Genomic DNA, 23,293 nt, shown 5'->3' on the forward strand with positions numbered 1-23,293 from the left:
TCACGGGCGTAGTTCGAGGGAGATGTACGGGGACAGCGCGCGGAGGAAGTCGGCGGCGTCGAAGATCTCACCGGCGGAGGCGACGCCGACCGTCCTGGTCCGTCCGGTGAGGATACGGTCGACCGCCTCCACCGCGAGCGGCGCGGTGACGGCGTAGATGTCCCGGCCGCTCGCCACGGCGCGCCGTTCGGCGTCGCCGGAGCGCACGACGACGTCGACGAGGAAGGTCTGCGCGGACCGCCCGCGCTCGTCGACCGGGGCCGGCGCCGGCGTGTCCGGATCCGACAGGTCCCTGGCGGCCTCGACCGTCATGTAGGTGCGCACCTCGGGGATGGGCAGGTGGCTGGGAATGGTGACGACGTCGGCCATCGTGAACTCCCCGATGACGGCCCGGGGCCCCATCGGCTCGGGGAAGGGCCACTCCAGGGTCGGCAGGGCGTCGTCGTGGTACTCCAGCCGGCCGTTCGTGTGACGGACGCGCCGGCCGGCCCGCCGCTCCCCGGAGACCACGCCCGAGGCGCGGGTCCCGGGGGTCGGGTGCCAGCTGCTCAGCCCGTACGCGACGTGCGCCTCGTCGGCCGCGCTCCAGTCGCCCATCGCGGCGGTGGCCAGCAGGTCGCCGAGACCGCCGTAGAAGGCCATCGCGGGGACGACCGCCACTCCCGCGGCGCGGGCGCGGTCCGTGAAGTGCGCGAAGGTGTCGGCGTTGGCCTCGATCTCGGCCGCCACGTCCACGTACGGGATCCCGGCGCGCAGCGCCGCCTCGATCACGGGGGCGGCCGTCGAGGCGAAGGGTCCGGCACAGTTGATCACGGCCGCCGTGCCGGCCAGCGCGCGGTCGAGCGAGGCCGGGTCGTCGACCGACGCCGGGCGGGCCTCCAGCCCCGATTCGGACGCCATCGTCTCCAGCCTGCCGGCGTCACGGCCGGACAGGACCGGGACGAACCCGCGCTCCCGCAGCCGCGCCGCCACGAAGCGCCCGGTGTGCCCGTATGCGCCGAACACCGCCACCTTGAGGCCCGACGCCCCCGACGCCTCTGATGTCCCCGATGCCATGACTTCTCTCCTCGCACTCGAATGATCTGCCGCGATCCGTGGTGAACATCCTGGCGGCGGCGAACATCCCGCCGTGAGTGTCTGGAACGCCATGACCCGTACAATTCCGGACATGCACACTGTCGCGCTGGCCGTCACCGACGGAATGCTGCACTTCGAGCTGTCGCTGGCCCACGAGGTCTTCGGAACCTGTCCCGACGGTGTGACGGGCCCCTGGTACCGCCTCATGCTCTGCGGGCCGGGCGCCGTGCGGACCGGCAGCTTCCTGCTGGAGCCCGACCACGGCCTCGACCGGCTCCGGCACGCCGACACCGTGATCGTCCCGGGCTGGGCCGACGTCGACGTCGATCCGCCCGCCGACCTGGTCGACGCGGTGCGCGAGGCCCACGAGGCGGGCGCACGCGTGGCCTCCCTCTGCACGGGCGCGTTCGTGCTGGCCGCCGCCGGCCTGCTGGACGGCAGGCGCGCGACCACGCACTGGGCGCACACCCGGGACCTGGCCGTCCGCCACCCACGGGTGGAGGTGGACCCGGACGTCCTGTACGTGGACGAGGGCAGCGTGCTCACCTCCGCCGGCAAGGCCGCGGCCATGGACCTGTGCCTGCACCTCGTCCGCCTCGACCACGGCTCCTCGACCGCCAACACGGCCGCCCGCCGCCTGGTCGTGCCGCCGCACCGGGACGGCGGCCAGGCCCAGTTCGTCACCACCCCGGTGCCCGCCCCGGACAACCACCCGCTCGCCGAACTGTTCCCCTGGGTGATCGAACGGCTGGACCGCCCGCTGACCGTGGAGGACCTGGCCCGCCGGGCGCGGATGAGCTCGCGCCACCTGAACCGCCACTTCAGGTCGGTGACCGGCACCACCCCGCTGCAGTGGCTGCTGACCCAGCGGATCCGTCACGCCCAGGAACTGCTGGAGACCACAGATGACGGTGTCGACACCATCGCGGCGGCCACCGGCATGGGCACCGCCACGACGCTGCGCCGGCACTTCAACCGCACGGTCGGCGTGCCACCGGACACCTACCGGCGCACCTTCCGCTCACGGACCCGCCCCGCCCCGGACGGCGGCGGGACGGGCTCCGCCGCCCACGGTTCCGACGGCAGCGGGACGGATCGCGCCGCTCACGGTCCCGCGGGGTCCAGTTCGAACCGGTAGACCGCCGAGTCCCGGCGCCGGAACCCGGCGCGCTCGTACAGCCGGTTCGCCGCCTCCCGCGACGGCCGGGACGTCAGATCGACCGTGCGGGCGCCCATCCGCCTCGCCAGTTCCAGGGCCGTGTCCGTCAGCGCCGCCGCCACGCCCCGCCCGCGCGCGGCCTGGTCCACCACGACGTCCTCGATGCGCGCGCGGAGCCCGGACGGCAGGGGGAAGGCGACCAGGGTCAGCGTGCCCACGATCCGGCCCTGGAGACGTGCCGCCAGCACCGTGTTCGCCTCGAAGGCCAGCAGCCGGGCCACGGCCTCGCGGTCCGGGGCCCCCGCCGTCGCCGACAGCTGCGGCAGGAGCAGGCCGAGCGCGGCCACGACCTCGTCGCTCGCCTCGCGGAGGATCTCGATCTCGACGTCCATGATCAGGGTCATGCCCCGGGGGCCGCCGTCCCATGTCCGCGGTGACCCGTTCACGCGACGCGGAGCCGCGGGGCCCCGGACGACCGGACACACGACGGGGTTTCGTCGGTGCCGGGTGAGAGCATGCGGCCATGGGGGATTCGTCCCGCTCGGCGGCCCGTTCGGGCTAGCGTTGCCCGCCATGACCGACTTCATCGCCCTCCCCTTCTACGACCTCCTCCACGAGAACGCGCATGTGCCGGAGATCCGCGAGAAGCTGCCCCCGCTCCTCGCCGGGGTACGGCGGAGCATCCTGGAGATCGGCGCGGGGACCGGCCTGATCACCACGTCGCTGGCCGACTGGACCCCGGCCGAGATCTTCGCGCTGGAGCCCTCGGCCGGCATGCGCGGGGTGCTGTTGTCGCGGCTGACCGCGCGCCCGGAGCTGCTGGAGCGGGTGACCGTGCTGCCCTGCGACGCGCTGGGCCTGGACCTGGCCGAGCCGGTCGAGGCCATGGTGATGATCAACGTGATGTACGCCCTGGAGCCGGACTACCGCGCGCGGCTCTGGCCGGTGCTGGCCGCCCACCTGGAACCCGGCGGCCTGCTGGTCTTCACCTGGCGCGACGGCGGCCCGCCCGCGCCGGGTCCGATGCGGGAGCTGGACTCGCGGCGGGTGGGCCGGCACACCTACACGGTCCTGTCGGAGATCATCGAGTCGGACGGGGAGGAGGCGTGCAAGGCCCGGTACCTCTACCGGATCACCGAGGGCGACAGGGTGGTCGACGAGCAGGAGATCGTCGGCCACGCCTACCGCCCCTCGCGGGAGGTGATCGAGAAGGAGCTGACCGGGGCGGGCTTCACCCGGGCCGACGCGCCCGAGGGACTCCTCGCCTGGCGGCTCCCCTGAGGCGACGGACGGCCTGACGCGGGCCGTCGCGGGCTCGCCCGAGAGATGAACGCCCGGCCGCGGTCCCTTCGTGGGACGCGGCCGGGCCGTCCGGGAGGCCGAGGCGGTCGGCCGCCGGAACGCGGACCGGTCAGGTGGTGACGCCGGTCCGCCCGTCCGGTCCGCCCGCCCGGGGCGGCCGGGCCGGAGCGCTACGCGGTCGGCGAGGCGTCGTAGTCGTGCCGGGCCCGTTCGACCTCGCCGAGATTGGTGGCGGCCCACTCGGCGAGATGGGCGAACAGCGGGGCGAGGCTGCGACCGAGCTCACTGATCTCGTACTCCACCCGAGGGGGGACCTCCGGGTGATAGGTGCGCACGATCAGGCCGTCGCGTTCGAGCTGACGCAGCCGCTGGGTCAGCACCTTCGGGGTGATCGTGGTGACCCGTCGTTGCAGCTCGACGAACCGCTGGCGGCCGTGCGCGTGGAGCGTCCACAGGATCGGCGTGGTCCACCTGCTGAACACGATGTCCACGACCGGGGCGATCGGGCAGGCGTTCCCGGGGTCGGCCGACGCGTCCGCCGGCCAGGGCATGTCACCGCCCATGCCGCCCTCCTCTGAGATAGTCACTTTCCTCTAGGTACCTACTATATCGACGGTGTTAGCGTCGCCTGAGCCGCGGCGGAGTCGCCGCCCCGGTGAGGTCCCCGTCCGTTCGGACGTGGAGGACCAGGATCACGTTATGAGGGAGCTGTTCATGATCGTGGTGACGGGCGCGACGGGCAACGTCGGCCGATCGCTCGTACGGATACTCGCGGACGCGGAACGGCGGGTGACGGCGACGTCCCGGCGGATCTCGGACGCGGACGTGCCGCGGGGAGTCCGGCACCACCGGGTTGATCTCACCACCCCGGAGGGCCTCCGGCCGGTGCTGGACGGCGCCGACGCGCTGTTCCTGCACGACACCGCCACCAGCGCGCACCTGCTGAGGCCGCAGGACATCCTCGACGCGGCCAAGGCCGGCGGAGTAGGACGGGTCGTGGTGCTGTCCTCCCAGGGGGTCGCGACCCGGCCGGCCTCGGCCTCCCACGGGATCGTGGGACGGTCCATCGAGGACGCCGTCCGGCGGTCGGGTATGGACTGGACCATCCTGCGGCCCAGCGGTTTCCACTCCAACGCCTACGCCTGGTCGGAATCGGTCCGCACCCGGCGGACCGTCGCCGCGCCCTTCGGTGACATCGGCCTGCCGACCGTCGATCCGGCCGACATCGCCGGCGTCGCCGCCGCGGCGCTGCACGAGGACGGCCACGCCGGGCAGATCTACGAACTGACCGGGCCCGTCCTCACCACACCCCGGCAGCGGGTCCGGGCGATCGGTGACGCGCTCGGCGAACCCGTCCGGTTCGTCGAGCAGACCCGCGACGAGGCCCGCGCGGAGATGCTGCGGTTCATGCCCGAGCCCGTGGTCGAGACCACCCTGGCCATCCTCGGTGAGCCCACCCCCGCCGAGCAGCGCGTCAGCCCCGATGTCGAGCGGGTCCTCGGCCGCGCGCCGGGGAGCTTCGCCGACTGGGCCCGCCGCCACGCCGCCGCCTTCCGGTGATCTACGCATCCGCAGGCCGGTCACGTCCACCGTCCCGTTCGGGACGCGAGGGCACGGCGCCACCGGTTTTCCGGCCGCGGTTCCCGCCGGCCGGAAAACCGGTGGCGCCGCACCGCCCGCCGGGAATTCACTGAGGGCCACCGCACACAGAGTGGAGTCCTCCGTTGATCGCAGTCTCGGCCGCCTCCGGCGCGCTCGGCCGCCTCGTCATCGCTCACCTGCGCACCCGGGCGGAGGTGGTCGCCGTGGTGCGCGACCCCGGACGGGCCCCCGAGGGCGTCCCGGTACGGCGCGGCGACTACGACGACCCGGCGAGCCTGCGCGAAGCCTTCGACGGGGTCGACCGGCTGCTGCTGATCTCGTCCCCGGAGCTCGACACCGCCCGCCGGATCGGGCAGCACCTGGCCGCCGTGGCCGCCGCGAAGGACGCCGGCGTCGGCGCCGTCGTCTTCACCAGCTTCCTGGGGGCCGACACCGCCGCCACCGGCCTGACCGAGGCGTACCACGCCACCGAGCGGGCCGTCCTCGGCAGCGGCCTGCCGTACACGATCCTGCGGCATCCCTTCTACGGCGACCCGTTCGTCCCGCGGGTCTCCGGCGGGGAGCTGACCGCGAGCACCGGGGGACGCGGCCTGAACACCGCGTTCCGGTCGGACCTGGCCGAGGCCGCCGCGAACGTGCTGACGGGCGAGGGGCACCTGGGCCGGGCGTACGACCTCACCGGCCCGCTGTGGAGCCACCCGGAGGTGGCCGCGGCGCTGGGGGTGCCGTACCGGGAGGTGCCGGACGCCGGTCCGGGCGCCATGAGCTGGATCAACGCTCAGGTGCGCGCGGGCCTGCTGGAGCGGCAGACCCCCGACCTGGAGCGGGTGCTCGGCAGGCCCGCCGAGACGGTCGTCTCCCGCGCCCTGGAGCTTCACGCCACGCCGCGCTGATCGTCCGGCGCCGGAAGCGCTGCCCGTCCGGCGCCGGAAGCGCTGCCCGTCCGGCGTCGGATCAATGAACAAGAGTCATTGCACAAGAGGTGTTGTGCATCTAGGGTGAGGTGATGCGCGATCATCAGACGGGCGGCGAGGCGGACGAGACGCCGGAGGCCCGCGTGACGGACCGGGTGCGCGAGGTGCGCGACTCGAAGGTGCTGGCCGCGATGTCCCACCCGCTGCGCCGGCGCCTGCTGGACATCCTGCGGGTGGACGGCCCCTCCACGGCGTCCGTGCTCGCCGGGAAGTCCGGGCAGGCCGTCGGCAACATCAGCCACCACCTGAAGGTCCTCGCCGCGAGCGAGCTCGTGGAGGAGGTCCCCGAGCTCGCCCGCGACCGCCGGGAACGCTGGTGGCGCAGGTCGCCGGGCGTCCTCAACTGGTCGCCGTCGGACTTCCCCGACGACCCCGTGGCGGCGGCGGCCGAATCCCTGGTCCTGGAGCGGCAGACCGCCCTCGTCCGGCAGTGGTTCGCCGCGCGCGACGACTACCCCGAGCCCTGGCGGCGGGCCGCGTTCACCACCGACCACTGGGCGAGGCTGTCGGTCGCCGAGCTCGCCGAGCTGGAGGAGAAGATCTTCGCCCTGCTCGCCTCGCTGGCGGACCGGGAGGTCCCCGACGACGGGCAGGAGCGCGAGCTCGTCTTCCTGTCCGTCCGTGCCGTTCCCGGGCAGCCGTGACCGCGGCGGCCGCCACGCCGGCCGTACGGGGCGGGTCGCTGAGGACGCGCGACTTCCGGCTGCTGTGGATCGGCGAGACGACGAGCATGCTCGGCAGCGCCGTCGCCGGCGTGGCGCTGCCGCTGGTCGCCGTGGTCACCCTGCGCGCCGGAACCTTCTCCGTCGGCCTGCTGACCGCGGCCGCCTGGCTGCCGTGGCTGCTGGTCGGGCTGCCCGCCGGCGCGTGGGTGGACCGGCTGCCGAAACGGCCGGTGATGCTGGCGTGCAACACCGTCTCGATGGCGGTGTTCGCGAGCGTGCCGGTCGCGGCGTGGTCCGGCGCGCTCACGATGGCGCACCTGCTCGCGGCGGCCACGGCGGGCGGGGTGGCGAAGGTGTTCTTCAACCTCGCCTACCGCGCCTACCTCCCCACCCTGGTCGGAGACGAGCGGCTGCTCGCTGCCAACACCAGGCTCCAGGGCAGCGAGTCGGCCGCGCAGGTCGCCGGCCCGGGACTGGCGGGGCTGCTCGCGCAGGGCTTCGGCGCGGTCAGCGGCGTGCTGGCCGACGCGGTCAGCTTCGGCGTCGCCGTACTGTGCCTGCGCTCCATCCGCACACGCGAGACACGCCGGGACGGTACGGCGGGCGAGACGCGCCAGGGTGGCAAGGGGAACGGGACACGCCGGGACGGTACGGCGAGGCGGCGGCTGCGCGCGGAGATCCGCGACGGGCTGCGGTTCGTCGTGGGCGATCCGTACCTGCGCACGCTCACCGTCTTCAGCGCGCTGTCCAACATCGCGCTGATGGGCTACCAGTCGATCCAGGTCGTGTTCCTCGCCCGGAACCTCGGCGCCCAGCCCGGGCAGGTGGGCGTGGTGCTGGCCCTGGCCGGCGCGGGCGGCCTGCTGGGGGCGGCGCTGGCCGGCCGGATCGCCGCGCGGTTCGGGACGGCACGGGGATTCCTGCTGTGCGAGGCGTTCGCCGCGCCGATGCTGCTGCTCGGACCGGCCGGCAGCGACGGCACGGGCCTGGCGTTCTTCGCCGCCGCCGGTTTCGGCGCGGGCGCGGGCATCGTCGCCTCGAACATCCTGACCGGCACCTTCCGCCAGCGGTACTGCCCGGCCGAGATGTTCGGGCGGATCACCGCGAGCACCTCGGCGCTGAACTACGGCGCGATCCCCCTCGGCGGGCTGCTCGGCGGCGTGCTGGGCGAGGCGGTCGGCGTCCGCGGGACCATGTGGCTGATGGCCGCCGTCCAGCTCCTCTCCCTCACCGTCCTGCTGCTCGGCCCGCTCCGCCCCCTGCGCGACTTCCCCGCGTGCCCGCCGGCGCGGAGCCTTCCGTAGCCGGTCCCGCACCTCCCCGCCCCGGCCGGGGGAGGTACGGCACCGGCCGGCGAACCGTCCCGCGGAGACCGGCTCCGCCGGGCGACGAGCCTCCGCGGAGCTCAGGCCCGCCGGGCGGCGAGCCGTCCCGCGTACTCCTTGACCGCCAGCGACAGGGCCAGGGTCTCCGGGCCCAGCAGCAGGCCCGCGCAGAGCAGCCGGTACCAGAACCCGGCGGACAGGGGGCCGTCGGCCAGCCCGTCGGCCGCCCAGCGCAGGACCTCCGCGAAGACCGGCAGCAGCAGGAGGCAGAACCAGACGACCACGCCGACGAACCCCGCCAGCCACACCCAGCGGAACCAGCGTCCGACCCGCAGGTCGGTCTCGGTCGCCTCCGCCAGCTCCCCGGCCTCCTCCGCCGTCAGCCTCCCGAAGGCCCGCCGCAGCATCAGCGACTTCACCCGCCACAGGTTGCGGCAGCCCAGGGCGTTGACCAGCACCGCGTAGAGGTCGGTGCGGAGGAAGACCAGGCTCTGCCAGAGCATCTGCATGACCTTGATGAACACCCAGGCGGCCAGCAGCGACCCGACCAGCTCCGGGGCCGCCCAGCGGCCGGTGTCGATCAGCAGCCGTCCGGTGAGCAGTACGGCGAGCAGCACGGAGTCCACGGCCAGGCCCGCCAGCAGCGGGCCGTACCGGCGGCGGCGCGGGAGCGTCCACAGCTGGGTGAGGTCCGTCTCGAAGACGAGCATCCACATGCGGCGGTCGACGCCGAAGCGGGTCTGGATGCCGAGGGCCCGCGCGCCGAGCCAGTGGCCGCACTCGTGGCTGGCCGCCGCGAACCACACGAAGGGGAGCCAGGCCAGCGCGCTCAGCCCGGTGTCGTCGAAGGGGAAGGCGTCCTCGGCCGGATCGGGGAGCAGGCCGGGGCGGAGGGCGAAGACGCCCAGCGCGTACAGCAGGCAGGCGGCGTAGCAGGCCCAGGCAACGGGGCCGAAGAAGGGGCGCACCGTCTCCGGGCGGATGCCGGTCATCCAGCGGCGGGCCTGGATGGGCGCGGTGCGGACGGGCTCCGACGCGGCGCCGTCCCCTGAATCCTCGTCGCCGTCGTCCCCGGCCAGGAAGCCGAGTTCCCCGAGGGTGGCCACGAACGACGGCACGTTGACCGGCTGGCCGGCGAACTCCTCGGCCTCGGCCGCCGCCTCGTCGACGCTCGCGCCGCGCTGGAGAGCGGCGATCACCACCCCGCCGACCGCCGGGATCGTCACGAACGTCCCGGTGGCCGGGTCGCCCACCAGGACCTCGTCCTCGCCCTCGGGAACGACGCTGAGCGGCCTGAGCCTGACCGTGGCGGAACCGCCGACGGCCGCCGCTCCGGGGCCGCTCACCCGCTCGGGCGCGGTCTCCGGCTCCGTTACGGTCGCCGGTCCCGGAGCCGCCCCCAGGGCCGTCACCGGTTCGGAGGCGGTCATCGGGTCTCGTCCCCGCGCGGCGGCGCCAGGCGGCAGACCGGGCACTCCGGGTTCTTCGGCAGCGGCTGCCACTCCGGCACCAGTCCCTGCCGCAGGTCGAGGGTGACGCGGAACCCGGCCGCGCGGGGCGGCTCGTAACCGGTGAGGTACCGCTGCGCCTCGAAGGCGAGCAGCGAGCCGACCTGCATCGCCATCGGCCCGGTGAGCGGGTTGCTCAGCTTCATGTTCTCGGCGATCCGGTAGGCGACCCCCTCCGGGCCGTCCTCGGCGGGCCGGTCCGCGTAGTCGCAGGCCAGGCAGGCCGTACGGCCCGGGTCCACGGAGAGGTACATCAGCTGGGAGCGGTTGGCGCCCCCCAGGACGTAGGGGACGCCGGCCCGGACCGCGGCCTCGTTCGCCCAGAGGTTGGCGTGCGGATGACCGTCGAGGCCGCCCGCGATCAGGTCGACGTCCGGCACCAGGTCGGCGAGGTCCTCGGGGGCGGAGACCCAGCGGTCGACGGCGTTCACCTTGATGCCCGGGTCGTAGTCGCGCACCCACGCGGCCGCGCGTTCGGCCTTCGACAGGCCGATGTCCGCGTGGTGGTAGAGGAACTGCCGGGCGAAGTTACGGGGTTCGACGCGGTCCTGGTCGACCAGTGTCATCTCGCCGACGCCGAGGCCGGCCAGGCACTGCACCAGGGAGGAGCCGCCCCCGCCGACGCCGAGCACCAGGACGTGGGCCTCGCGCATCGACCGGAGGAACCCGGCGCGGCGGCGGTCCAGGGCGGCGTGGGTGCCGTAGAAGCTGAGGTTGGAGAAGTGCCGCTCGTCCTCGTCCGGGTCGCCGAGGGTCCTGCCGTCGGCGTCCTCGACCAGGCCCAGGGAGTCGAGTCCGCGCAGGCCCCGGCCGACGTCCTCCTCCGAGAGGCGGAACCCGCGCCCGCCGAGGGCGGCGCTCAGCTCGGCCGCGGTCCGCGGGGCCCGGCGCAACTCCTCAAGGAGCGCGGCCACCTGCCCGTCTGGGTCGCTCAGGGTCGTCGCCTCGCGAGCGTCGAAGACCACGATGAGATCCTCGCCGACCGTCTCCCACTCGCATTCCTTCAACGCCACACGCATCGTGTCTCCCGCGCCGGCACGCGTCCAGGGTCCCGCGGGGAGGGCTGCGGCGCGTACGAGAGGCTTCTCGTCTCCCTCCCCGCGGGAGAAATCGTCAGGCGACGTCAGCGCCTCAGGTGGCGGGGTTCTGGGTCGCCTTGACGGACTCGACCTTCTTGACCTTGATCTCCATGGCTGCCTCCTCACGAGGTTGTGCGGCTGAAGTGCCGCTTGTGACCAGAGTGCGGCCCGGTGCTGAAATGGCACTGATTTTCCGCTGAACCGGGGGTTAGGCTGCCAAGCGGTGATCATGAGGGACACTCACCGAGGCGTTCGGGGGCTGGAGGCAGGGACGAGTGACCGCGGAGGGCGTTGACTTCCGTCTGCTGGGACCCGTGGGGGTGTGGGACGCCGGGCGGCGGCTGGGCCCGTCCACCGCGCAGCAGCGGACCGTGCTGGCGACGCTGCTGCTCGAACCGGGACGGCCGGTGCCCGTGGCCCGGCTGGAGACCGCGCTGTGGGGCGGCGAGCCGCCCGGGTCCTCCCGCAACGCCGTGCAGGGGCACATCTCCCGGCTCCGCCGGCTGCTGGCCCCGTTCCCCGCGGCGGCCCTTGACACCTCGGCGCGCGGCTACTGCCTGACGGTGGAGCGCGACCGCGTCGACCTGCACCGCTTCCGCAGGCTGGTGCGCGAGGCCGGCGGCGAGACGGAGCCGGAACGCGCCGCCGGGCTGCTGAGCGAGGGGCTGGCGCTGTGGCAGGGCGCGCCCCTGGCGGACGTCGCGGGCCGGTGGCTGCCCGACGCCGTCGTGCCCGGCCTGGAGGAGGAGCGGCTGGCGGCGCTGGAGCGGCGGGCCGCGCTCGACCTGCGGCGGGGGCGGCACCGGGAGGTCGCGGCGGAGCTGGCGGTCCTGGTCGGCGAGGACCCGCTGCGGGAACGGCTGGTGTCCCTGCTGATGACCGCGCTGCTGCGCGGCGACCGCCGGAGCGAGGCGCTGGCCGTCTTCCGCCGCGTCAGGCGCCGCTTCGCCGAGGACCTGGGCATCGAACCCGGCGAGGAACTGCAACGGCTGCACCGGGCGATCCTCACCGGCCGGGACGAGGCGGCCGGACCGGTCTTCGCCGACCGGGAGGGGACGGCCGGGGCGGCGACCACCGGCCGGGAGGGCACGCTCGACGCGGCGGCCACCGCCGCGTCGGGGACCGGCACGGCCACGCTCGCCGTACCGCGGCACCTCCCCCCGGACACCGAGCTGTTCACCGCACGGGAGGAGGAGCTGGCCGCCCTGGACCGCCTGACGCTCCCGCCCGCGGGCTCCCCGCCCACGGCGCACGTGATGGCGCCCTGCGTCATCACCGGCACCGGCGGCGTCGGCAAGACCACCCTGGCCGTGCACTGGGCGCACCGGGCGCGCGACCGCTTCCCCGACGGCCAGCTCTACGTGAACCTCCAGGGATTCGGTCCCACCGACATCGCCCGGACGCCGGCCGATGCGGTGCGGCTGTTCCTGGACGCCCTGCAGGTGCCGTCGCAGTTGATACCCGCCACGCTGGAGGCGCGGGTCGGGCTCTACCGAAGCCTGCTGGCGGAGCGGCGCATGCTGATCCTGCTCGACAACGCCCTCGACTCGGACCAGGTCCGGCCGCTGCTGCCCAACGCGCCCGGCTGCCTGGCGCTGATCACCAGCCGCGCCGAGCTGACCGGCCTGGTCGCCGCGGAGGGCGCCCGCACGCTGTCGCTGGGACTGTTCTCCCCGGCCCACTCCCGCGAGCTCCTGACACGGCGGCTCGGCGTGGACAAGGTGGGCGCCGAGCCGAAGGCGGTCGACGACATCGTCTCCCGGTGCGCCGGGCTGCCGCTGGCCCTGGCCATCGTGGCCGCCCGCGCCCACGCCCGCCCGGCGTTCCCGCTCCGCACGCTCATCTCGGGACTCGCCGCCGACGCGGCCGAGGACGGGTGCGGCGCCGACGGCACCGCCGTGGCCGCCGACGGGGGTGATGGAGAGGGCGCCGACGGCCTCGACGTCTTCGACGGCGGCGACGCGGTGACGAACATGCGCACCGTGTTCTCCTGGTCCTACCGCGCGCTCAGCCCGGACGCCGCCCGGCTGTTCCGGCTGTGCGGCCTGTCACCGGCGCCCGAGATCTCCACCGTCGCCGCGGCCGGCCTGGCCGGGATACCCGTACGGCGGGCCCACCACCTGCTCACCGAGCTGACCCGGGCCAACCTGGCGGCGGAGCGCTCCCCGGGCCGGTACGGCTGGCACGACCTGCTGCGGGTCTACGCCGAGGAGCTGACCCGCCTGCACGACTCGGAGGCCGAGCGCCGCGAGGCGCTGCACCGGCTGCTCGACCACTACCTGCACAGCGCCCGCCTCGGCGACCGGCTCCTCGACCTGTACCACCGTGTGCCGCTGGCCCCGGCGCCACCGCGGCCCGGCGTGGTCCTGGCCCGCATCACCGACCGCGCGCAGAGCCTGGCGTGGTTCGGCCGCGAGCACCGGACGCTGCTCGCCATGATCCGGCACGCCGCGCGCTCCGGGTTCGACGCGCACGCCTGGCAGCTGGCCGGCGCCTGCTGGGGCTTCCTGTCCCAGGAGGGCCGCTCCGACGACCAGGCGGCCATGCACCACATCGCACTGGAGGCGGCGGCCCGGCTGGACGACCCGGCCGCGCAGGCCCACGCCCGCGTCGGGCTCGCCCAGGCCCTCATCCGGCTGGGCCAGGACGAGGCGAGCGCGTCCCACCTGCGGGAGGCGCTCGACCTGTTCGGCGGGCTCGGCGACCCCGCCGGGCAGGCACTCTGCCTCATCTACCTCAGCGTCGTGGAGGACCGCCACGGCCGGTACGCGGAGGGGCTGGCCATGAGCGAGCGGGCGCTGCGGCTGTACCGGACGGCCGGCGACCGGGCGGGCGAGGGCCGGGTCCTGAACAACATCGGCTGGTTCCACGCGCAGCTCGGGGCGTACGAGGAGGCGCTGCGCCACTGCGAGGAGGCGCTGGCCGTCCACCGTGAGCTGGACGACAAACCCGGCGAGTCGGCCACGCTCGACAGCCTGGGCCACATCCACCACCTGCTCGGCCGGTACGAGCAGGCGATCGACTACTACCGCCGGTCACTGGCCTGGCGCCGGGGCGGGAAACGCGCGCTCGGCGCCCGCACCCTGCGGCGGCTGGGCGAGGCCCAGCTGGCCGCCGGACGGCTGAGCGAGGGCGGAGAGACCCTGCGTCGCGCCCTCGACCTCGTCGCCGAACTGGCCCCCGGCGACGCCGACGCGCTCCGCGCCCGGATCAGCCGCCTCAACGAACCGGACGAACCACCGGCCCAAGTCTCCTGAGGCTCAGAGCCCTTGCGCCTTCAGCACGCATTGAGACCGGCCCATCCCCTGCATGAAAACCGTCCGCCGCATCCCGCTCTATAGCATTTCCAATGCCATACTTGGAGTCATGGCTGACGATGTGGAGTTTCCTCCCGGTGACGGTCCCACCAACGGGATCTCCGTCACCTTGACCGCCGGCACCCTGCAGGCGATCCGTGATCGGGTCGGCAAGCGGGGTGTCTCGGCGTACCTGGAGAAGGCGGCTCAGCGGCAGATCGAGCGGGACAACCTGGACGAACTGATCGCTGATTTCGAACGGACGCACGGCCCGGCCGATCCGGAGGCGGTGACGGCCAAACGCATCCGGCTCACCGGTGGCACTTCGGACGCCGGAGCGGCCGCGTGAGCGGTGCCCTGGTCCTGGACAGCGAGGGCCTGGCGAAGGCCGTACAGCGTGACCGGGAGATCCACGAGTGGCTGACGGCGGCTCGTGACGCGGACCTGCCGGTCGTCACCTCGGCCGCGGTGCTCGTCGAGGCGATCCACCCGAAGATCAGTGATGCCGCGCTGAAGTGGACGCTGTCCCGGTTGCGTGTGGAGCCGGTCACCCAGGCGGTCGCGTACTCCGCCACCACCCTGCTACGCACCGCGGGATTGCACGGCCACAAGTACGCCATCGACGCCATGCTGTGCGCGACCGCACTGCAGCATCCGGGCCGGGTGACGATCCTGACCTCCGACGTGGAGGACATCGAACTGCTCACCGCCGGGCACCCACGAGTGCGGATCGAGAAGGCCTGACGCTGATCCAGCGTCATCGTGGTGGTGGCGCGGAAGCATGGATCGACGGCAGCGAACGGCCGGGTTCCAGGCTGGGTGTTCCATTACGGTCCGGCCATGAGAATCCTCATCGTGGGCGGCAAAGTAGGGTGCCGGAAGGGCGTCACCCCTTCCTCGCCGTGCCTCCCGGCCCGGGAAGACGGCCGGACGGATTCTCACGGTGAGACGAGCGGTTCGGCCTCGTAGGCCCGGTGCAGCAGTTCCACGAAGGACGGCGCCTCGGGCAGGGACACGGAGCCGATCCTGCGCACCGCCACCCCCGGAGTCCACGAGTTCATGACCACGGCTCCCGCCAGCGCCGGAAGGTCGGCGGGCGTGACCTCCCGGACGCGCTGGGGCACGCCGAGGCTGTCCAGTCGCCGGCGGACGATGCCCATCGTGACCCCGGCCAGAATCCCGGCCTCGGGCCACACCACCGCGGTGCCGTCCCAGAAGGCCAGGTTCCAGATCGTCGCCTCGCTGAGCCGGCCCCGGCGGTCGACGAAGGCGGCGTCGTCGAAGCCCTGCTCGACGGCCTGGCGGAGGAGGTACGTCTTGGCCACCTCGCCGACGTGCTTCACGGTAGGGAGGAACCGTTCGTGCTCGACCGTCGCCAGTGCGAGCGGGCCCCGGGGGCCGGACGCGGCCGGTCCGGTGCGCACCAGCAGTTCGAGCCGCGCATCGGCCCCTGCCACCGTGAACTCGCCCGTGGGGGAGTACACCGTGGCCGTCAGCGAATGGTCGGCCGGGCCTGCCTGCGTCGCCGCTCGCAGGCACGCCCGCACCCGGTCGTCGGGCAGCGCCTGACCGAACAGCGTCACCGAGGCGGAGCGCAGCCGTTCCAGGTGCAGGTCGAGGCCCCGTACCCGGCCGCCGCGCACCTGCATGGCGGTGAAGTGGGCGTAGCCCGCGAAGGCCAGCGGCGCCAGGTCCCCGGCGCTCGCCGTACGGCCGTCACGGTGGACAACGAAAGACGACATGTGACGCTCCAGCAGTGCGAAACGAAACGGATCGCGGACGGTCCGTCTGGAATGCCCGTCCACGAGGCGACGTTAGGGCTTCGCATCAATGTGAAGGTCAAATTCGGAGGCGGGCCGCATGCTGATCGGGGAGCTGTCCCGGCGCACCGGGGTGAGCACCCGGTTGCTGCGCTACTACGAGACGCAGGGGCTGATCGAGGCCGGGCGCGGGCCGAACGGCTACCGCCACTACGACGAGGACTCCGTGGTCACGGTGCGGCAGATCCGCGCCCTGCTGAAGGCCGGCCTGACCACCGAGGTGATCCGTGTCGTGCTGCCGTGCGCACGGGGTGAGCGCCCGGACTTCGACTGGTGCGCGGAGCTGTGGGACGTCCTGAACGGGGAGCTGGCGGCCATGGACGAGCGCATCGAGGTCCTTCGACGCAACCGCGGCGCCCTCGCGGACTTTCTGACGCGACCCTGAGCCGTGAAGCCGTACGGCCGGCGCCTCCTCTCTCGGAATCAAGATGATTCGCGGCGGACGAACGGCCGGATCCCGGCGGCGCCCCGGGCGCCGGGACGGCCGCGTGAGCGGTGTCCCGGCACCGGACGGCGAGGGCCCGGCGAGGGCCGTGCGGTGTCAGCGCTCGTCGATGACCCGGCCGTTCAGGGCGGTGGCGTCCCCGGTGAGGGCCATGGTCAGCGGCGCCTCAGGGAAGGTGGGCAGCGCGGCGAACGCGGCGCCCATCTGCTCGGCGGTCTCCCAGTGCCAGGTGTCGGTGTAGGTGCCGTCCTCAAGCCGGACCAGCACGGTGCGGACGAGCCCGGGATGTCCCTCCCGGATGGTCGCGATCAGCGAGTTCCGGCGGGCCAGGAACTCCTCCAGGTCGGTGTCGGCGACGGAGTAGCGGTGCGAGCGGACGGCGGACATGCCGGTGTCTCCTGTACGTGAGGGGTGGTTCGGTGGAGGGGACCCGCCGGTGCCGGTGTCTCCCGTGCGCGGGGCCGGGGTTCACCAGCTGCCGGCGACCTGCCGGATCGGGGCGTTCAGGCGGTTGAAGAGGTTGGTGACGGCGGTCATCAGCAGGATCGAGGCGAGCTGCCGCTCGTCGAAGTGGTCGGCGGCGTTGTTCCAGACGTCGTCGGGGACGCCGTCGGCGCGGTCGGCCAGCCGGGTCGACGCCTCCGCCAGCTCCAGCGCGGCCCGCTCGGCGTCGGTGTAGTACGGGGCCTCGCGCCAGGCGGACACCAGGCCGACGCGCTCGTCGCTCGCACCGAGCTTGCGCAGGTTCTTGTAACCGGCGTCGACGCAGAAGCTGCAGCCGTTGATCTGGCTGACCCGCAGGTGGATCATCTCCATGAGCTCCTTCGGGAGCCCCTGCGACTGGGCGGCCTGCATCAGTTCCATGATCGGCTTCATCGCGGCGGGGATGATCGTGGCGGGGTTCTTCATCCGGGCTTCCATCGTGTTTCCTCCGTCTTGGTTCGGGTGGGATCCGCGGTTCGCGGGAGACCGTCTCCTTTGTGGGAGACCGTCTCGGTTCGTGTGAGATCAGAGTGCCTGCCCGAGTTGATACATTCGCGATGCGCGCACGATGCGGTGATCATGGGGGGACGATGTTGCGATTCACTCTTCTCGGCCCCGTCCAGGTGATCCTCGACGGTGAGCCCCTGACCGGCATCGCCCCGCGTCACCGCGCGGTGCTGGCCTACCTCCTGCTCAACGCCGGCCGGGTGATCGGCATCGAGCGGCTGATCGACGCGATGTGGGGCCACGACCGGCCCGACACCGCCCGGTCGCAGATCCACGCCTCGATCACCGCGATCCGCAGGGCGCTGCGCGGCGCGGGAGCCGCGGATCTGCTTGAGACGCGTGCCGGCGGCTACGTCGCGCGGCCGGAACCCGGACAGGTCGACGCGCAGGAGTTCACCGAGCTGGTGGCCGCCGGTGCGCTGCGCGAGGCCCTGGACCTGTGGAGCGGCGAGGCGCTGGAGGACGTGCACGCGCACTACGTCGACGGCGCCCGGGAGCTCTGGAACGACCGGCGCCTTTCGGCCTACGAACGCCTGGTGGAGGGCGAGCTCGCCGCCGGACGGCACGACGGTCTGCTCGACGGGCTCGCCGCCCAGGTGGCCGCCGACCCGCTCCGCGAGAGGCTCAACGGTCACCTCGTCCTGGCCCTGCATCGGGCGGGACGGCAGGCCGACGCCCTCGCCGCGGCGCGCTCCTACCGTACGGCCCTCGCGGACGAGCAGGGCCTCGACCCCGGGCACGCCTTCATCGAGCTGGAGCGGGCGGTCCTGGCGGACGACCCGGCCCTGCGGCCGGCCGGCGCGGCTCCGGCCGTTCCCGGGCCGCCGCGCCGCTCCACCTTCCTGCCCTATGACATCCCCGACTTCTCCGGGCGGGCCGCCGAGCTGGAACGGCTCGTGGGAGAACGGGCCGGGCCGGCGGTCGTCACGATCGACGGCATGGCCGGGATCGGCAAGACCACGCTCGCCGTCCACGCGGCCCACCGGCTGGCCGCCCGCTATCCGGACGGCCGGCTCTTCATCGACCTGCATGCCCACACCGCGGGCCGGGAGCCGCTCGACGCCGCCGCCGCGCTGGAGGCCCTCCTCCGCCAGCTCGGGGTGCCCGCCGACCGCATCCCGGTCACGCCGGCCGAGCGGGGCGCCCTCTGGCGCGCCGAACTGGCCGGCCGCCGGGTGCTCGCCGTACTGGACAACGCCTTCGACGCCGAGCACGTGCGCCCCCTGCTGCCGGGGCACTCCGACACCCTCGTCCTGGTCACCAGCAGGCGGCGGCTCGTCGACCTGGACGGCGCCCAGGCGCTCTCGGTGGACGTGCTGGGCGAGGAGGACGCCGCCGGGCTGTTCGAGCGGATCGTGGGCGAACGCGCCCGCCACGAGCCGGACGCCGTACGCGAGGTGCTGCGGCTGTGCGGGCGCCTCCCGCTCGCCATCCGGATCTCGGCCGCCCGTCTCCAGCACCGCCCGCGCTGGACCGTGTCCTACCTGGCGGGCCGGCTGCGGGAGCACCGCCGGCTCCTGGACGGGGTGTCGGCGGCCTTCACCATCTCCTACGAGCAACTGGACGAGGCCGAGCGGCGCATGTTCCGCCTGCTCGGGCTGGTACCCGGCCGCGACATCGACGCCTGCGGCGCGGCCGCGCTGGCGGGGATCCCGGAGGACGAGGCGGAGGAGCTCCTCGAAGGTCTCCTCGACGCCCACATGCTCCTGCAGCTCGAACCGGGCCGGTACACCTTCCACGACCTGCTCCGCGAGCACGCGCGCTCGATCGCCGAGGACGACGGCGCCGTCCTGCGGCTGCTCACCTACTACCTGCACCGCTCCCGCGCGGCGATGGACCGGCTCTTCCCCGACAGCCTCGGCGAGCGGGAGGGCATCCCCCGGCCGGACACCCCGGTCGCGCCCGTCCGCGACGCCGCGGAGGCGATCGCCTGGCTCGACGCCGAGCGTTCCAACATCATCGCGACCGCCGTCCACGGGCCCGAGATCTGCCTGGGCATGCTGGCCCTGGCGATGCGCCCCTACCTGGACCGGCAGGCGCACCACGACGACGCGCTCACCCTCCACACCCTGTCGCTCCGGCGCAGCCGCATGCTCGGCCGCCGCGAGTTCGAGGCGCGAGCGCTCACCGACCTGGCGTGGACCCACTGGCGGCTCGGCGAGTACGAGCGGGCGGAGGAGCACGCGCACCAGGCCCTCGACGCGTGCGAGGAGACCGCCGAACGGGCTCGGGCGCTGCTCACGCTGGGCAACGTGGCCCTGCGCCGGCGGCAGGACGCGCAGGCGGAACGGCATCTCAGGCAGGCGCTCGACCTCACCCGGATCGGCGCCGACACCTGGGGCGAGGCCCACGTGCTCGGCATCCTCGCCCTCGTCCTCGACCGGGCCGGCCGTCCGGAGGAGGCCCGGCGCCATCTCGACCTGGCGCTGGCCCTCCACCGCAAGGTCGGCAACCCGGCGGGGGAGGCGATGACCCTCGACCACCTCGGCGTCGTCCTCCGGCACCAGGACGAACCCGACCTGGCGCGCACCCGCCATGAGCAGGCCGCCGCCCTCTACCGCGGGCTCGGCGACACCGCCGGCGAGGCGGCCGCGCTCAACGGGCTCGCCGAGGCGGCGGACGATCCGGCCCGGGCGGTCGAGGAGCACACGACCGCGCTCGCGCTCGCCTGCCTGACGCGCAACCGGCCGGAGCAGGCGCGTGCCCACGACGGCCTGGCACGCGCCCACCTCGCGCTCGGGCACCCGGCGCGGGCCCGCGAGCACGGCCGGCTGGCTCTCGGCCTCTACGGCGAGCTCCGCGTTCCGGAGGCCGAGGAGGTCCGAGCCTTCCTGGAGCACGCCGGAGAGCTTCAGGAGCATGCCGGAGAGCCCGTACGGCAGGACGTCCTCACCCAGTGAGGCCGTGAGCGCTCCGCCGCGGTTGGACTCTCCCCCTGTGGGAGGCGTCAAGGTGTCTCCGATGATCCTGGTGGCCGGCCAGGGAGGAAACGGGCACGCGCTGGTCGCCCGGTTGTGAGGAGAGCGACGTATGACCATCGTGAAGGACGTCGAGGTCCGCGGCACGCAGCACTGCGAGACGACGACGCTGGGGGTGCTGCTGCGGCACGAGGGACTCGATCTGTCCGAGCCCATGCTGTTCGGGCTGGGCTCGGGCCTGTCCTTCGTCTACTGGGACGGCAAGGGCATGGCGTTCCCCTTCCTCGGAGGCCGCGTCAGGCCTTTCGAGCTCACCAGGAACCTGACCGCCAGGCTGGGGCTGACACTGCTGGTCAAGGAGACCACCTCACCGCGAAAGGCGTGGGAGAACGTGGTCGCCCCCATCGACGCCGGCCGGCCGGTCGGTCTTCAGCTCGACTGCTATCACCTGGAGTACTTCCGGTCCAAGGTGCACTTCGGCGGCCATGTGGTCGCCATGTACGGCTACGACGAGCACGACGTCCACCTGGTGGACACCGAACAGCAGGGAGGGGCGGTGCGCGCCGGCAGGGCCGGCCTGGCCATGGCGCGGGCCGAACGCGGCCCGATGACCGCCAGGAACCGATCCTTCACCATCACCCTGCCGGAGCACCCGCCCCGCTGGCAGGACCAGATCATCCCCGCCATCAGGGACTGCGCCGACGCCTTCCTGTCCGCTCCCATCGCGAACCTCGGCCACCGGGGCATCGGGAAGGCCGCCGAGCGGGTGCCCGGATGGCTGCTGCGCGCCGGTGATCCGCGGCGGGACCTGCCGCAGGCGGCCGTCCTCATGGAGGAGGCCGGCACCGGCGGCGCCCTGTTCCGCGCCCTCTATCGCGACTTCCTCGGCGAATGCGCCCGGTTGATCGACGACAGCGGCCTCCGCAGCGGTCACAGGCTGTACGCCGAGGCCGCCACCCTGTGGACGGACGTGGCCGACCTGATCACGAAGGCCGGGGAGAGCGGCGACGCGGGGCACCTCGAACGGGCCGGCGTCATTCTCCGCGACCTCTCGCGCATCGAGAGCGACGCCATGCGGGTGCTGCGCCGGCTGTAGCCCCACCCGGATCGCGCACGGCGGACGCCCGCCGCGCCGGTGCTCGCCGTACCCGAGGCACCGGAGCCGGTGAAACCGCCAGATCAGCGGTGAAACCACCGTGAAGCCGCGATGAAGCCGGCAACGTGGAAGCTCTTCTCCGACGCCGGGAGATACCCGGCGGAGAGAGGAGACGTGTCATGGCGGACCTCGATGCCGTCCGCGCCGACGGTCTGGTCAAGGACTTCGGGGACTTCCGGGCCGTGGACGAGATCGACCTCCACGTACGGCAGGGCGAGATCTTCGGAGTCCTCGGCCCCAACGGAGCGGGCAAGACCACCACGCTCCGGATGCTCGCCACCCTGCTCCCGATCGACGGCGGCCACGCGGAGATCTTCGGCGTCGACGTCCGGCGTGAACCCCACCGGATCCGGCAGCTGGTGGGCGTCACCGGCCAGTACGCCTCGGTGGACGAGGATCTGACCGCCCGGGAGAACCTCCGGCTGTTCGCCCGCCTGCAGGGCCTGACGAGCGCCCGGGCCAAGGCGATCGCCGGTGACCTGCTCGAACGCTTCGGCCTCCAGGAGGCGGCCGACCGCCCCCTGTCCCAGTTCAGCGGTGGCATGCGCCGCCGCCTGGACCTGGCGTCGAGCCTGATCACCCGCCCGCCCCTGATCTTCCTGGACGAGCCCACGACCGGCCTCGACCCCAGGACCCGGGGACAGATGTGGGACACCATCCGCGAGCTGGTCACCGACGGTTCCACGATCCTCCTCACCACCCAGTACCTGGACGAGGCCGACCAGCTGGCCGACCGTGTGGCCGTGATCGACCGGGGCCGGAAGGTCGCGGAGGACACCCCCGACGCTCTGAAGACCCAGGTCGGCGACTCGACCCTGCAGCTCGGCCTCGCGGACGGCTCCGACCTCGCCCTGGCCGCGGACATCGTCCGCCGGCTGCTGGCCGAGGACCCGGTCCTGACCCCGGAGTCGGGACGCGTGAACATCCCCCTCCCCGACCCGAACCGGGCCGCGGACGTCCTGATCGGCCTGCGGGAAGCGGGCATCGGCATCTCCTCGGTGAGCGTCGCCAAGCCGACGCTGGACGAGGTCTTCCTGGCGCTGACCGGCCACGGCGCCGACGAACCCCGAACCGGCGAATCCCAGGCCGGCGAACCCCGGATGGAGGCGGCCCGATGACCACGAGCGTCACGACCCCGATGACCCCTGCCCCCGGCGCCTCCCGGCGCGTCGACCCGTCCGCCGCGGTGGCCCGCACCACGTCCCACAGCTCGCTTCAGGAGACCCTGGTCCAGACCCTGGCGATGGCGTGGCGGGCCCTGAAGAAGATGCGCCGCAAGCCCGAGCAGTTCTTCGACGTCCTCATCCAGCCCCTGCTGTTCACGGCGATGTTCGCGTTCATCTTCGGCGGCGCGATCTCCGGCAGCGTGTCGGACTACCTCCCGGTGCTGATCCCCGGCATCCTCGCCCAGACCGCCCTGACCGTCTGCATGGCGACGGGTGTGCAGCTGCGCGAGGACATGGACAAGGGGGTCTTCGACCGCTTCAAGTCCCTGCCGATCGCCAGGATCGCCCCCCTGGCCGGTCCGATGATCGCCGACCTGATCCGCTACGGCATCGCGTCGGTGCTGACGCTCGTCACCGGCCTGATCATCGGCTACCGACCCGGCGGCGGCGCGCTCGGCTGCGTCGGAGGCGTCGCGCTCACCGTGATCGCGGGCTGGTCGCTGGCGTGGATCTTCACCTGGCTGGGCACGATGGCGCGCTCGGCGCAGAGCGTCCAGGGCATCTCAATGATGATCATGTTCCCGCTGACCTTCCTGTCCAACGCCTTCGTCCCCGCCGAGACGCTGCCCGGCTGGCTGGAGGCCTTCGTGAAGGTCAACCCGGTGTCGCACGTCGTCTCCGCGGTGCGCGACCTGCTCAACCACGGGGCCGTGACGGCCGAGGTCGGCTGGGCGGTCATCGGCTGCGCGGTCGTCGTCGCGATCTTCGCTCCCCTGGCGGTCCGCTCCTACTCCCGCAAGATGTAGGCGGC

The 23,293-nt window shown here is 73.4% G+C and carries 22 protein-coding genes; 14 read left to right on the top strand and 8 right to left on the bottom strand.

The window, feature by feature from the left end:
* Nucleotides 1-1,056 (bottom strand): saccharopine dehydrogenase family protein, encoded by a 1,056-nt coding sequence (locus tag ACQP10_RS03685; RefSeq protein WP_433540879.1) that lies wholly within the window; start codon nt 1,054-1,056, stop codon nt 1-3.
* Nucleotides 1,057-1,168: 112 nt separating this feature from the next.
* Between ACQP10_RS03685 and ACQP10_RS03690 the strand changes: the two genes are divergently transcribed.
* Entirely contained in the window at nt 1,169-2,215 is a 1,047-nt protein-coding gene (locus ACQP10_RS03690; RefSeq protein WP_433540880.1) for a helix-turn-helix domain-containing protein, read from the top strand.
* Here ACQP10_RS03690 and ACQP10_RS03695 read toward each other — a convergent pair.
* Nucleotides 2,182-2,640, bottom strand: coding sequence for a GNAT family N-acetyltransferase (locus ACQP10_RS03695; RefSeq protein WP_346017741.1), 459 nt, complete (start codon nt 2,638-2,640; stop codon nt 2,182-2,184). The genes ACQP10_RS03690 and ACQP10_RS03695 overlap by 34 nt on opposite strands.
* Nucleotides 2,641-2,809: 169 nt before the next feature.
* On the opposite strand from ACQP10_RS03695, the gene ACQP10_RS03700 reads away from it, so the two are divergent.
* The gene (locus tag ACQP10_RS03700) at nt 2,810-3,517 is read left to right on the top strand and encodes a class I SAM-dependent methyltransferase (protein WP_346017740.1); all 708 of its coding nucleotides are present in this window, start codon (nt 2,810-2,812) and stop codon (nt 3,515-3,517) included.
* 191 nt (nt 3,518-3,708) lie between these two features.
* Here ACQP10_RS03700 and ACQP10_RS03705 read toward each other — a convergent pair whose 3' ends face one another.
* Complete coding sequence (locus ACQP10_RS03705) at nt 3,709-4,125, bottom strand: winged helix-turn-helix transcriptional regulator (RefSeq protein ID WP_346017739.1); 417 nt, start codon at nt 4,123-4,125, stop codon at nt 3,709-3,711.
* Between the two features lie 112 nt (nt 4,126-4,237).
* On the opposite strand from ACQP10_RS03705, the gene ACQP10_RS03710 reads away from it, so the two are divergent.
* The 4 genes from ACQP10_RS03710 to ACQP10_RS03725 all read left to right on the top strand — a co-directional run bounded on the left by ACQP10_RS03710 (nt 4,238) and on the right by ACQP10_RS03725 (nt 8,083).
* Nucleotides 4,238-5,098, top strand: a complete 861-nt coding sequence (locus tag ACQP10_RS03710) for an NAD(P)H-binding protein (protein ID WP_346017738.1) — start codon at nt 4,238-4,240, stop codon at nt 5,096-5,098.
* A gap of 164 nt (nt 5,099-5,262) precedes the next feature.
* A complete protein-coding gene (locus tag ACQP10_RS03715) occupies nt 5,263-6,033 on the top strand; it encodes an NAD(P)H-binding protein (RefSeq protein WP_346017737.1) in 771 nt (256 codons plus the stop codon).
* A gap of 113 nt (nt 6,034-6,146) precedes the next feature.
* Nucleotides 6,147-6,758 (top strand): helix-turn-helix domain-containing protein, encoded by a 612-nt coding sequence (locus tag ACQP10_RS03720; protein WP_346017736.1) that lies wholly within the window; start codon nt 6,147-6,149, stop codon nt 6,756-6,758.
* Nucleotides 6,755-8,083: an MFS transporter gene (locus ACQP10_RS03725; RefSeq protein WP_433540881.1), complete on the top strand. Its 1,329-nt coding sequence runs from the start codon at nt 6,755-6,757 to the stop codon at nt 8,081-8,083. Before ACQP10_RS03720 ends, ACQP10_RS03725 begins: the two co-directional genes overlap by 4 nt.
* 101 nt (nt 8,084-8,184) lie before the next feature.
* On the opposite strand, the gene ACQP10_RS03730 is transcribed toward ACQP10_RS03725, so the two are convergent.
* The gene (locus tag ACQP10_RS03730; protein ID WP_346017734.1) at nt 8,185-9,534 is read right to left on the bottom strand and encodes a hypothetical protein; all 1,350 of its coding nucleotides are present in this window, start codon (nt 9,532-9,534) and stop codon (nt 8,185-8,187) included.
* A complete protein-coding gene (locus ACQP10_RS03735) occupies nt 9,531-10,631 on the bottom strand; it encodes a ThiF family adenylyltransferase (protein WP_433540882.1) in 1,101 nt (366 codons plus the stop codon). The genes ACQP10_RS03730 and ACQP10_RS03735 overlap by 4 nt, the downstream gene beginning before the upstream one ends.
* 374 nt (nt 10,632-11,005) lie before the next feature.
* Here ACQP10_RS03735 and ACQP10_RS03740 point away from each other — a divergent pair, with 374 nt between their 5' ends.
* From ACQP10_RS03740 to ACQP10_RS03750, 3 genes are read left to right on the top strand one after another with little or no spacing between them, the layout of a single operon-like run.
* On the top strand, nt 11,006-13,948 hold the full coding sequence (locus ACQP10_RS03740; protein WP_433540883.1) for an AfsR/SARP family transcriptional regulator: 2,943 nt from the start codon (nt 11,006-11,008) through the stop codon (nt 13,946-13,948).
* Nucleotides 13,949-14,000: 52 nt separating this feature from the next.
* Nucleotides 14,001-14,336 carry a hypothetical protein gene (locus ACQP10_RS03745; protein WP_346017731.1) on the top strand — a complete coding sequence of 112 codons (336 nt, stop codon included), beginning with the start codon at nt 14,001-14,003 and terminating at the stop codon, nt 14,334-14,336.
* Nucleotides 14,333-14,731 (top strand): PIN domain-containing protein, encoded by a 399-nt coding sequence (locus ACQP10_RS03750; protein ID WP_346017730.1) that lies wholly within the window; start codon nt 14,333-14,335, stop codon nt 14,729-14,731. The genes ACQP10_RS03745 and ACQP10_RS03750 overlap by 4 nt, the downstream gene beginning before the upstream one ends.
* Nucleotides 14,732-14,925: 194 nt before the next feature.
* On the opposite strand, the gene ACQP10_RS03755 is transcribed toward ACQP10_RS03750, so the two are convergent.
* Complete coding sequence (locus tag ACQP10_RS03755; RefSeq protein ID WP_433540884.1) at nt 14,926-15,729, bottom strand: aminotransferase class IV family protein; 804 nt, start codon at nt 15,727-15,729, stop codon at nt 14,926-14,928.
* Nucleotides 15,730-15,847: 118 nt separating this feature from the next.
* Here ACQP10_RS03755 and ACQP10_RS03760 point away from each other — a divergent pair, with 118 nt between their 5' ends.
* On the top strand, nt 15,848-16,192 hold the full coding sequence (locus ACQP10_RS03760; RefSeq protein WP_433540885.1) for a MerR family transcriptional regulator: 345 nt from the start codon (nt 15,848-15,850) through the stop codon (nt 16,190-16,192).
* 156 nt (nt 16,193-16,348) lie between these two features.
* Here ACQP10_RS03760 and ACQP10_RS03765 read toward each other — a convergent pair whose 3' ends face one another.
* Both ACQP10_RS03765 and ACQP10_RS03770 read right to left on the bottom strand, forming a co-directional pair.
* Entirely contained in the window at nt 16,349-16,639 is a 291-nt protein-coding gene (locus ACQP10_RS03765) for a hypothetical protein (protein WP_346017728.1), read from the bottom strand.
* 81 nt (nt 16,640-16,720) lie between these two features.
* Nucleotides 16,721-17,173 carry a carboxymuconolactone decarboxylase family protein gene (locus tag ACQP10_RS03770; protein ID WP_346017727.1) on the bottom strand — a complete coding sequence of 151 codons (453 nt, stop codon included), beginning with the start codon at nt 17,171-17,173 and terminating at the stop codon, nt 16,721-16,723.
* A 152-nt stretch (nt 17,174-17,325) separates the two neighbouring features.
* On the opposite strand from ACQP10_RS03770, the gene ACQP10_RS03775 reads away from it, so the two are divergent.
* From ACQP10_RS03775 to ACQP10_RS03790, 4 genes are all read left to right on the top strand, one after another.
* Nucleotides 17,326-20,142: a BTAD domain-containing putative transcriptional regulator gene (locus ACQP10_RS03775; protein ID WP_433540886.1), complete on the top strand. Its 2,817-nt coding sequence runs from the start codon at nt 17,326-17,328 to the stop codon at nt 20,140-20,142.
* A gap of 130 nt (nt 20,143-20,272) precedes the next feature.
* Nucleotides 20,273-21,256: a BtrH N-terminal domain-containing protein gene (locus ACQP10_RS03780; RefSeq protein WP_346017725.1), complete on the top strand. Its 984-nt coding sequence runs from the start codon at nt 20,273-20,275 to the stop codon at nt 21,254-21,256.
* A 179-nt stretch (nt 21,257-21,435) separates the two neighbouring features.
* Nucleotides 21,436-22,434 carry an ATP-binding cassette domain-containing protein gene (locus ACQP10_RS03785; protein ID WP_346017724.1) on the top strand — a complete coding sequence of 333 codons (999 nt, stop codon included), beginning with the start codon at nt 21,436-21,438 and terminating at the stop codon, nt 22,432-22,434.
* Nucleotides 22,431-23,288, top strand: coding sequence for an ABC transporter permease (locus tag ACQP10_RS03790; protein WP_433540887.1), 858 nt, complete (start codon nt 22,431-22,433; stop codon nt 23,286-23,288). Before ACQP10_RS03785 ends, ACQP10_RS03790 begins: the two co-directional genes overlap by 4 nt.
* Nucleotides 23,289-23,293 lie beyond the last annotated feature (5 nt).

It is taken from the genome of Streptosporangium sandarakinum (assembly GCF_050942225.1).
Classification (GTDB): Bacteria; Actinomycetota; Actinomycetes; order Streptosporangiales; family Streptosporangiaceae; genus Streptosporangium; species Streptosporangium nondiastaticum.

Coding starts and splice junctions, on each gene's coding strand:
- ACQP10_RS03765 (WP_346017728.1), bottom strand. CDS start 16,639: ATGTCCGCCGTCCGCTCGCACCGCTACTCCGTCGCCGACACCGACCTG.
- ACQP10_RS03760 (WP_433540885.1), top strand. CDS start 15,848: ATGCTGATCGGGGAGCTGTCCCGGCGCACCGGGGTGAGCACCCGGTTG.
- ACQP10_RS03695 (WP_346017741.1), bottom strand. CDS start 2,640: ATGACCCTGATCATGGACGTCGAGATCGAGATCCTCCGCGAGGCGAGC.
- ACQP10_RS03710 (WP_346017738.1), top strand. CDS start 4,238: ATGAGGGAGCTGTTCATGATCGTGGTGACGGGCGCGACGGGCAACGTC.
- ACQP10_RS03690 (WP_433540880.1), top strand. CDS start 1,169: ATGCACACTGTCGCGCTGGCCGTCACCGACGGAATGCTGCACTTCGAG.
- ACQP10_RS03735 (WP_433540882.1), bottom strand. CDS start 10,631: ATGCGTGTGGCGTTGAAGGAATGCGAGTGGGAGACGGTCGGCGAGGAT.
- ACQP10_RS03785 (WP_346017724.1), top strand. CDS start 21,436: ATGGCGGACCTCGATGCCGTCCGCGCCGACGGTCTGGTCAAGGACTTC.
- ACQP10_RS03755 (WP_433540884.1), bottom strand. CDS start 15,729: ATGTCGTCTTTCGTTGTCCACCGTGACGGCCGTACGGCGAGCGCCGGG.
- ACQP10_RS03730 (WP_346017734.1), bottom strand. CDS start 9,534: ATGACCGCCTCCGAACCGGTGACGGCCCTGGGGGCGGCTCCGGGACCG.
- ACQP10_RS03770 (WP_346017727.1), bottom strand. CDS start 17,173: ATGGAAGCCCGGATGAAGAACCCCGCCACGATCATCCCCGCCGCGATG.
- ACQP10_RS03745 (WP_346017731.1), top strand. CDS start 14,001: ATGAAAACCGTCCGCCGCATCCCGCTCTATAGCATTTCCAATGCCATA.
- ACQP10_RS03780 (WP_346017725.1), top strand. CDS start 20,273: ATGACCATCGTGAAGGACGTCGAGGTCCGCGGCACGCAGCACTGCGAG.
- ACQP10_RS03775 (WP_433540886.1), top strand. CDS start 17,326: ATGTTGCGATTCACTCTTCTCGGCCCCGTCCAGGTGATCCTCGACGGT.
- ACQP10_RS03685 (WP_433540879.1), bottom strand. CDS start 1,056: ATGGCATCGGGGACATCAGAGGCGTCGGGGGCGTCGGGCCTCAAGGTG.
- ACQP10_RS03790 (WP_433540887.1), top strand. CDS start 22,431: ATGACCACGAGCGTCACGACCCCGATGACCCCTGCCCCCGGCGCCTCC.
- ACQP10_RS03700 (WP_346017740.1), top strand. CDS start 2,810: ATGACCGACTTCATCGCCCTCCCCTTCTACGACCTCCTCCACGAGAAC.
- ACQP10_RS03720 (WP_346017736.1), top strand. CDS start 6,147: ATGCGCGATCATCAGACGGGCGGCGAGGCGGACGAGACGCCGGAGGCC.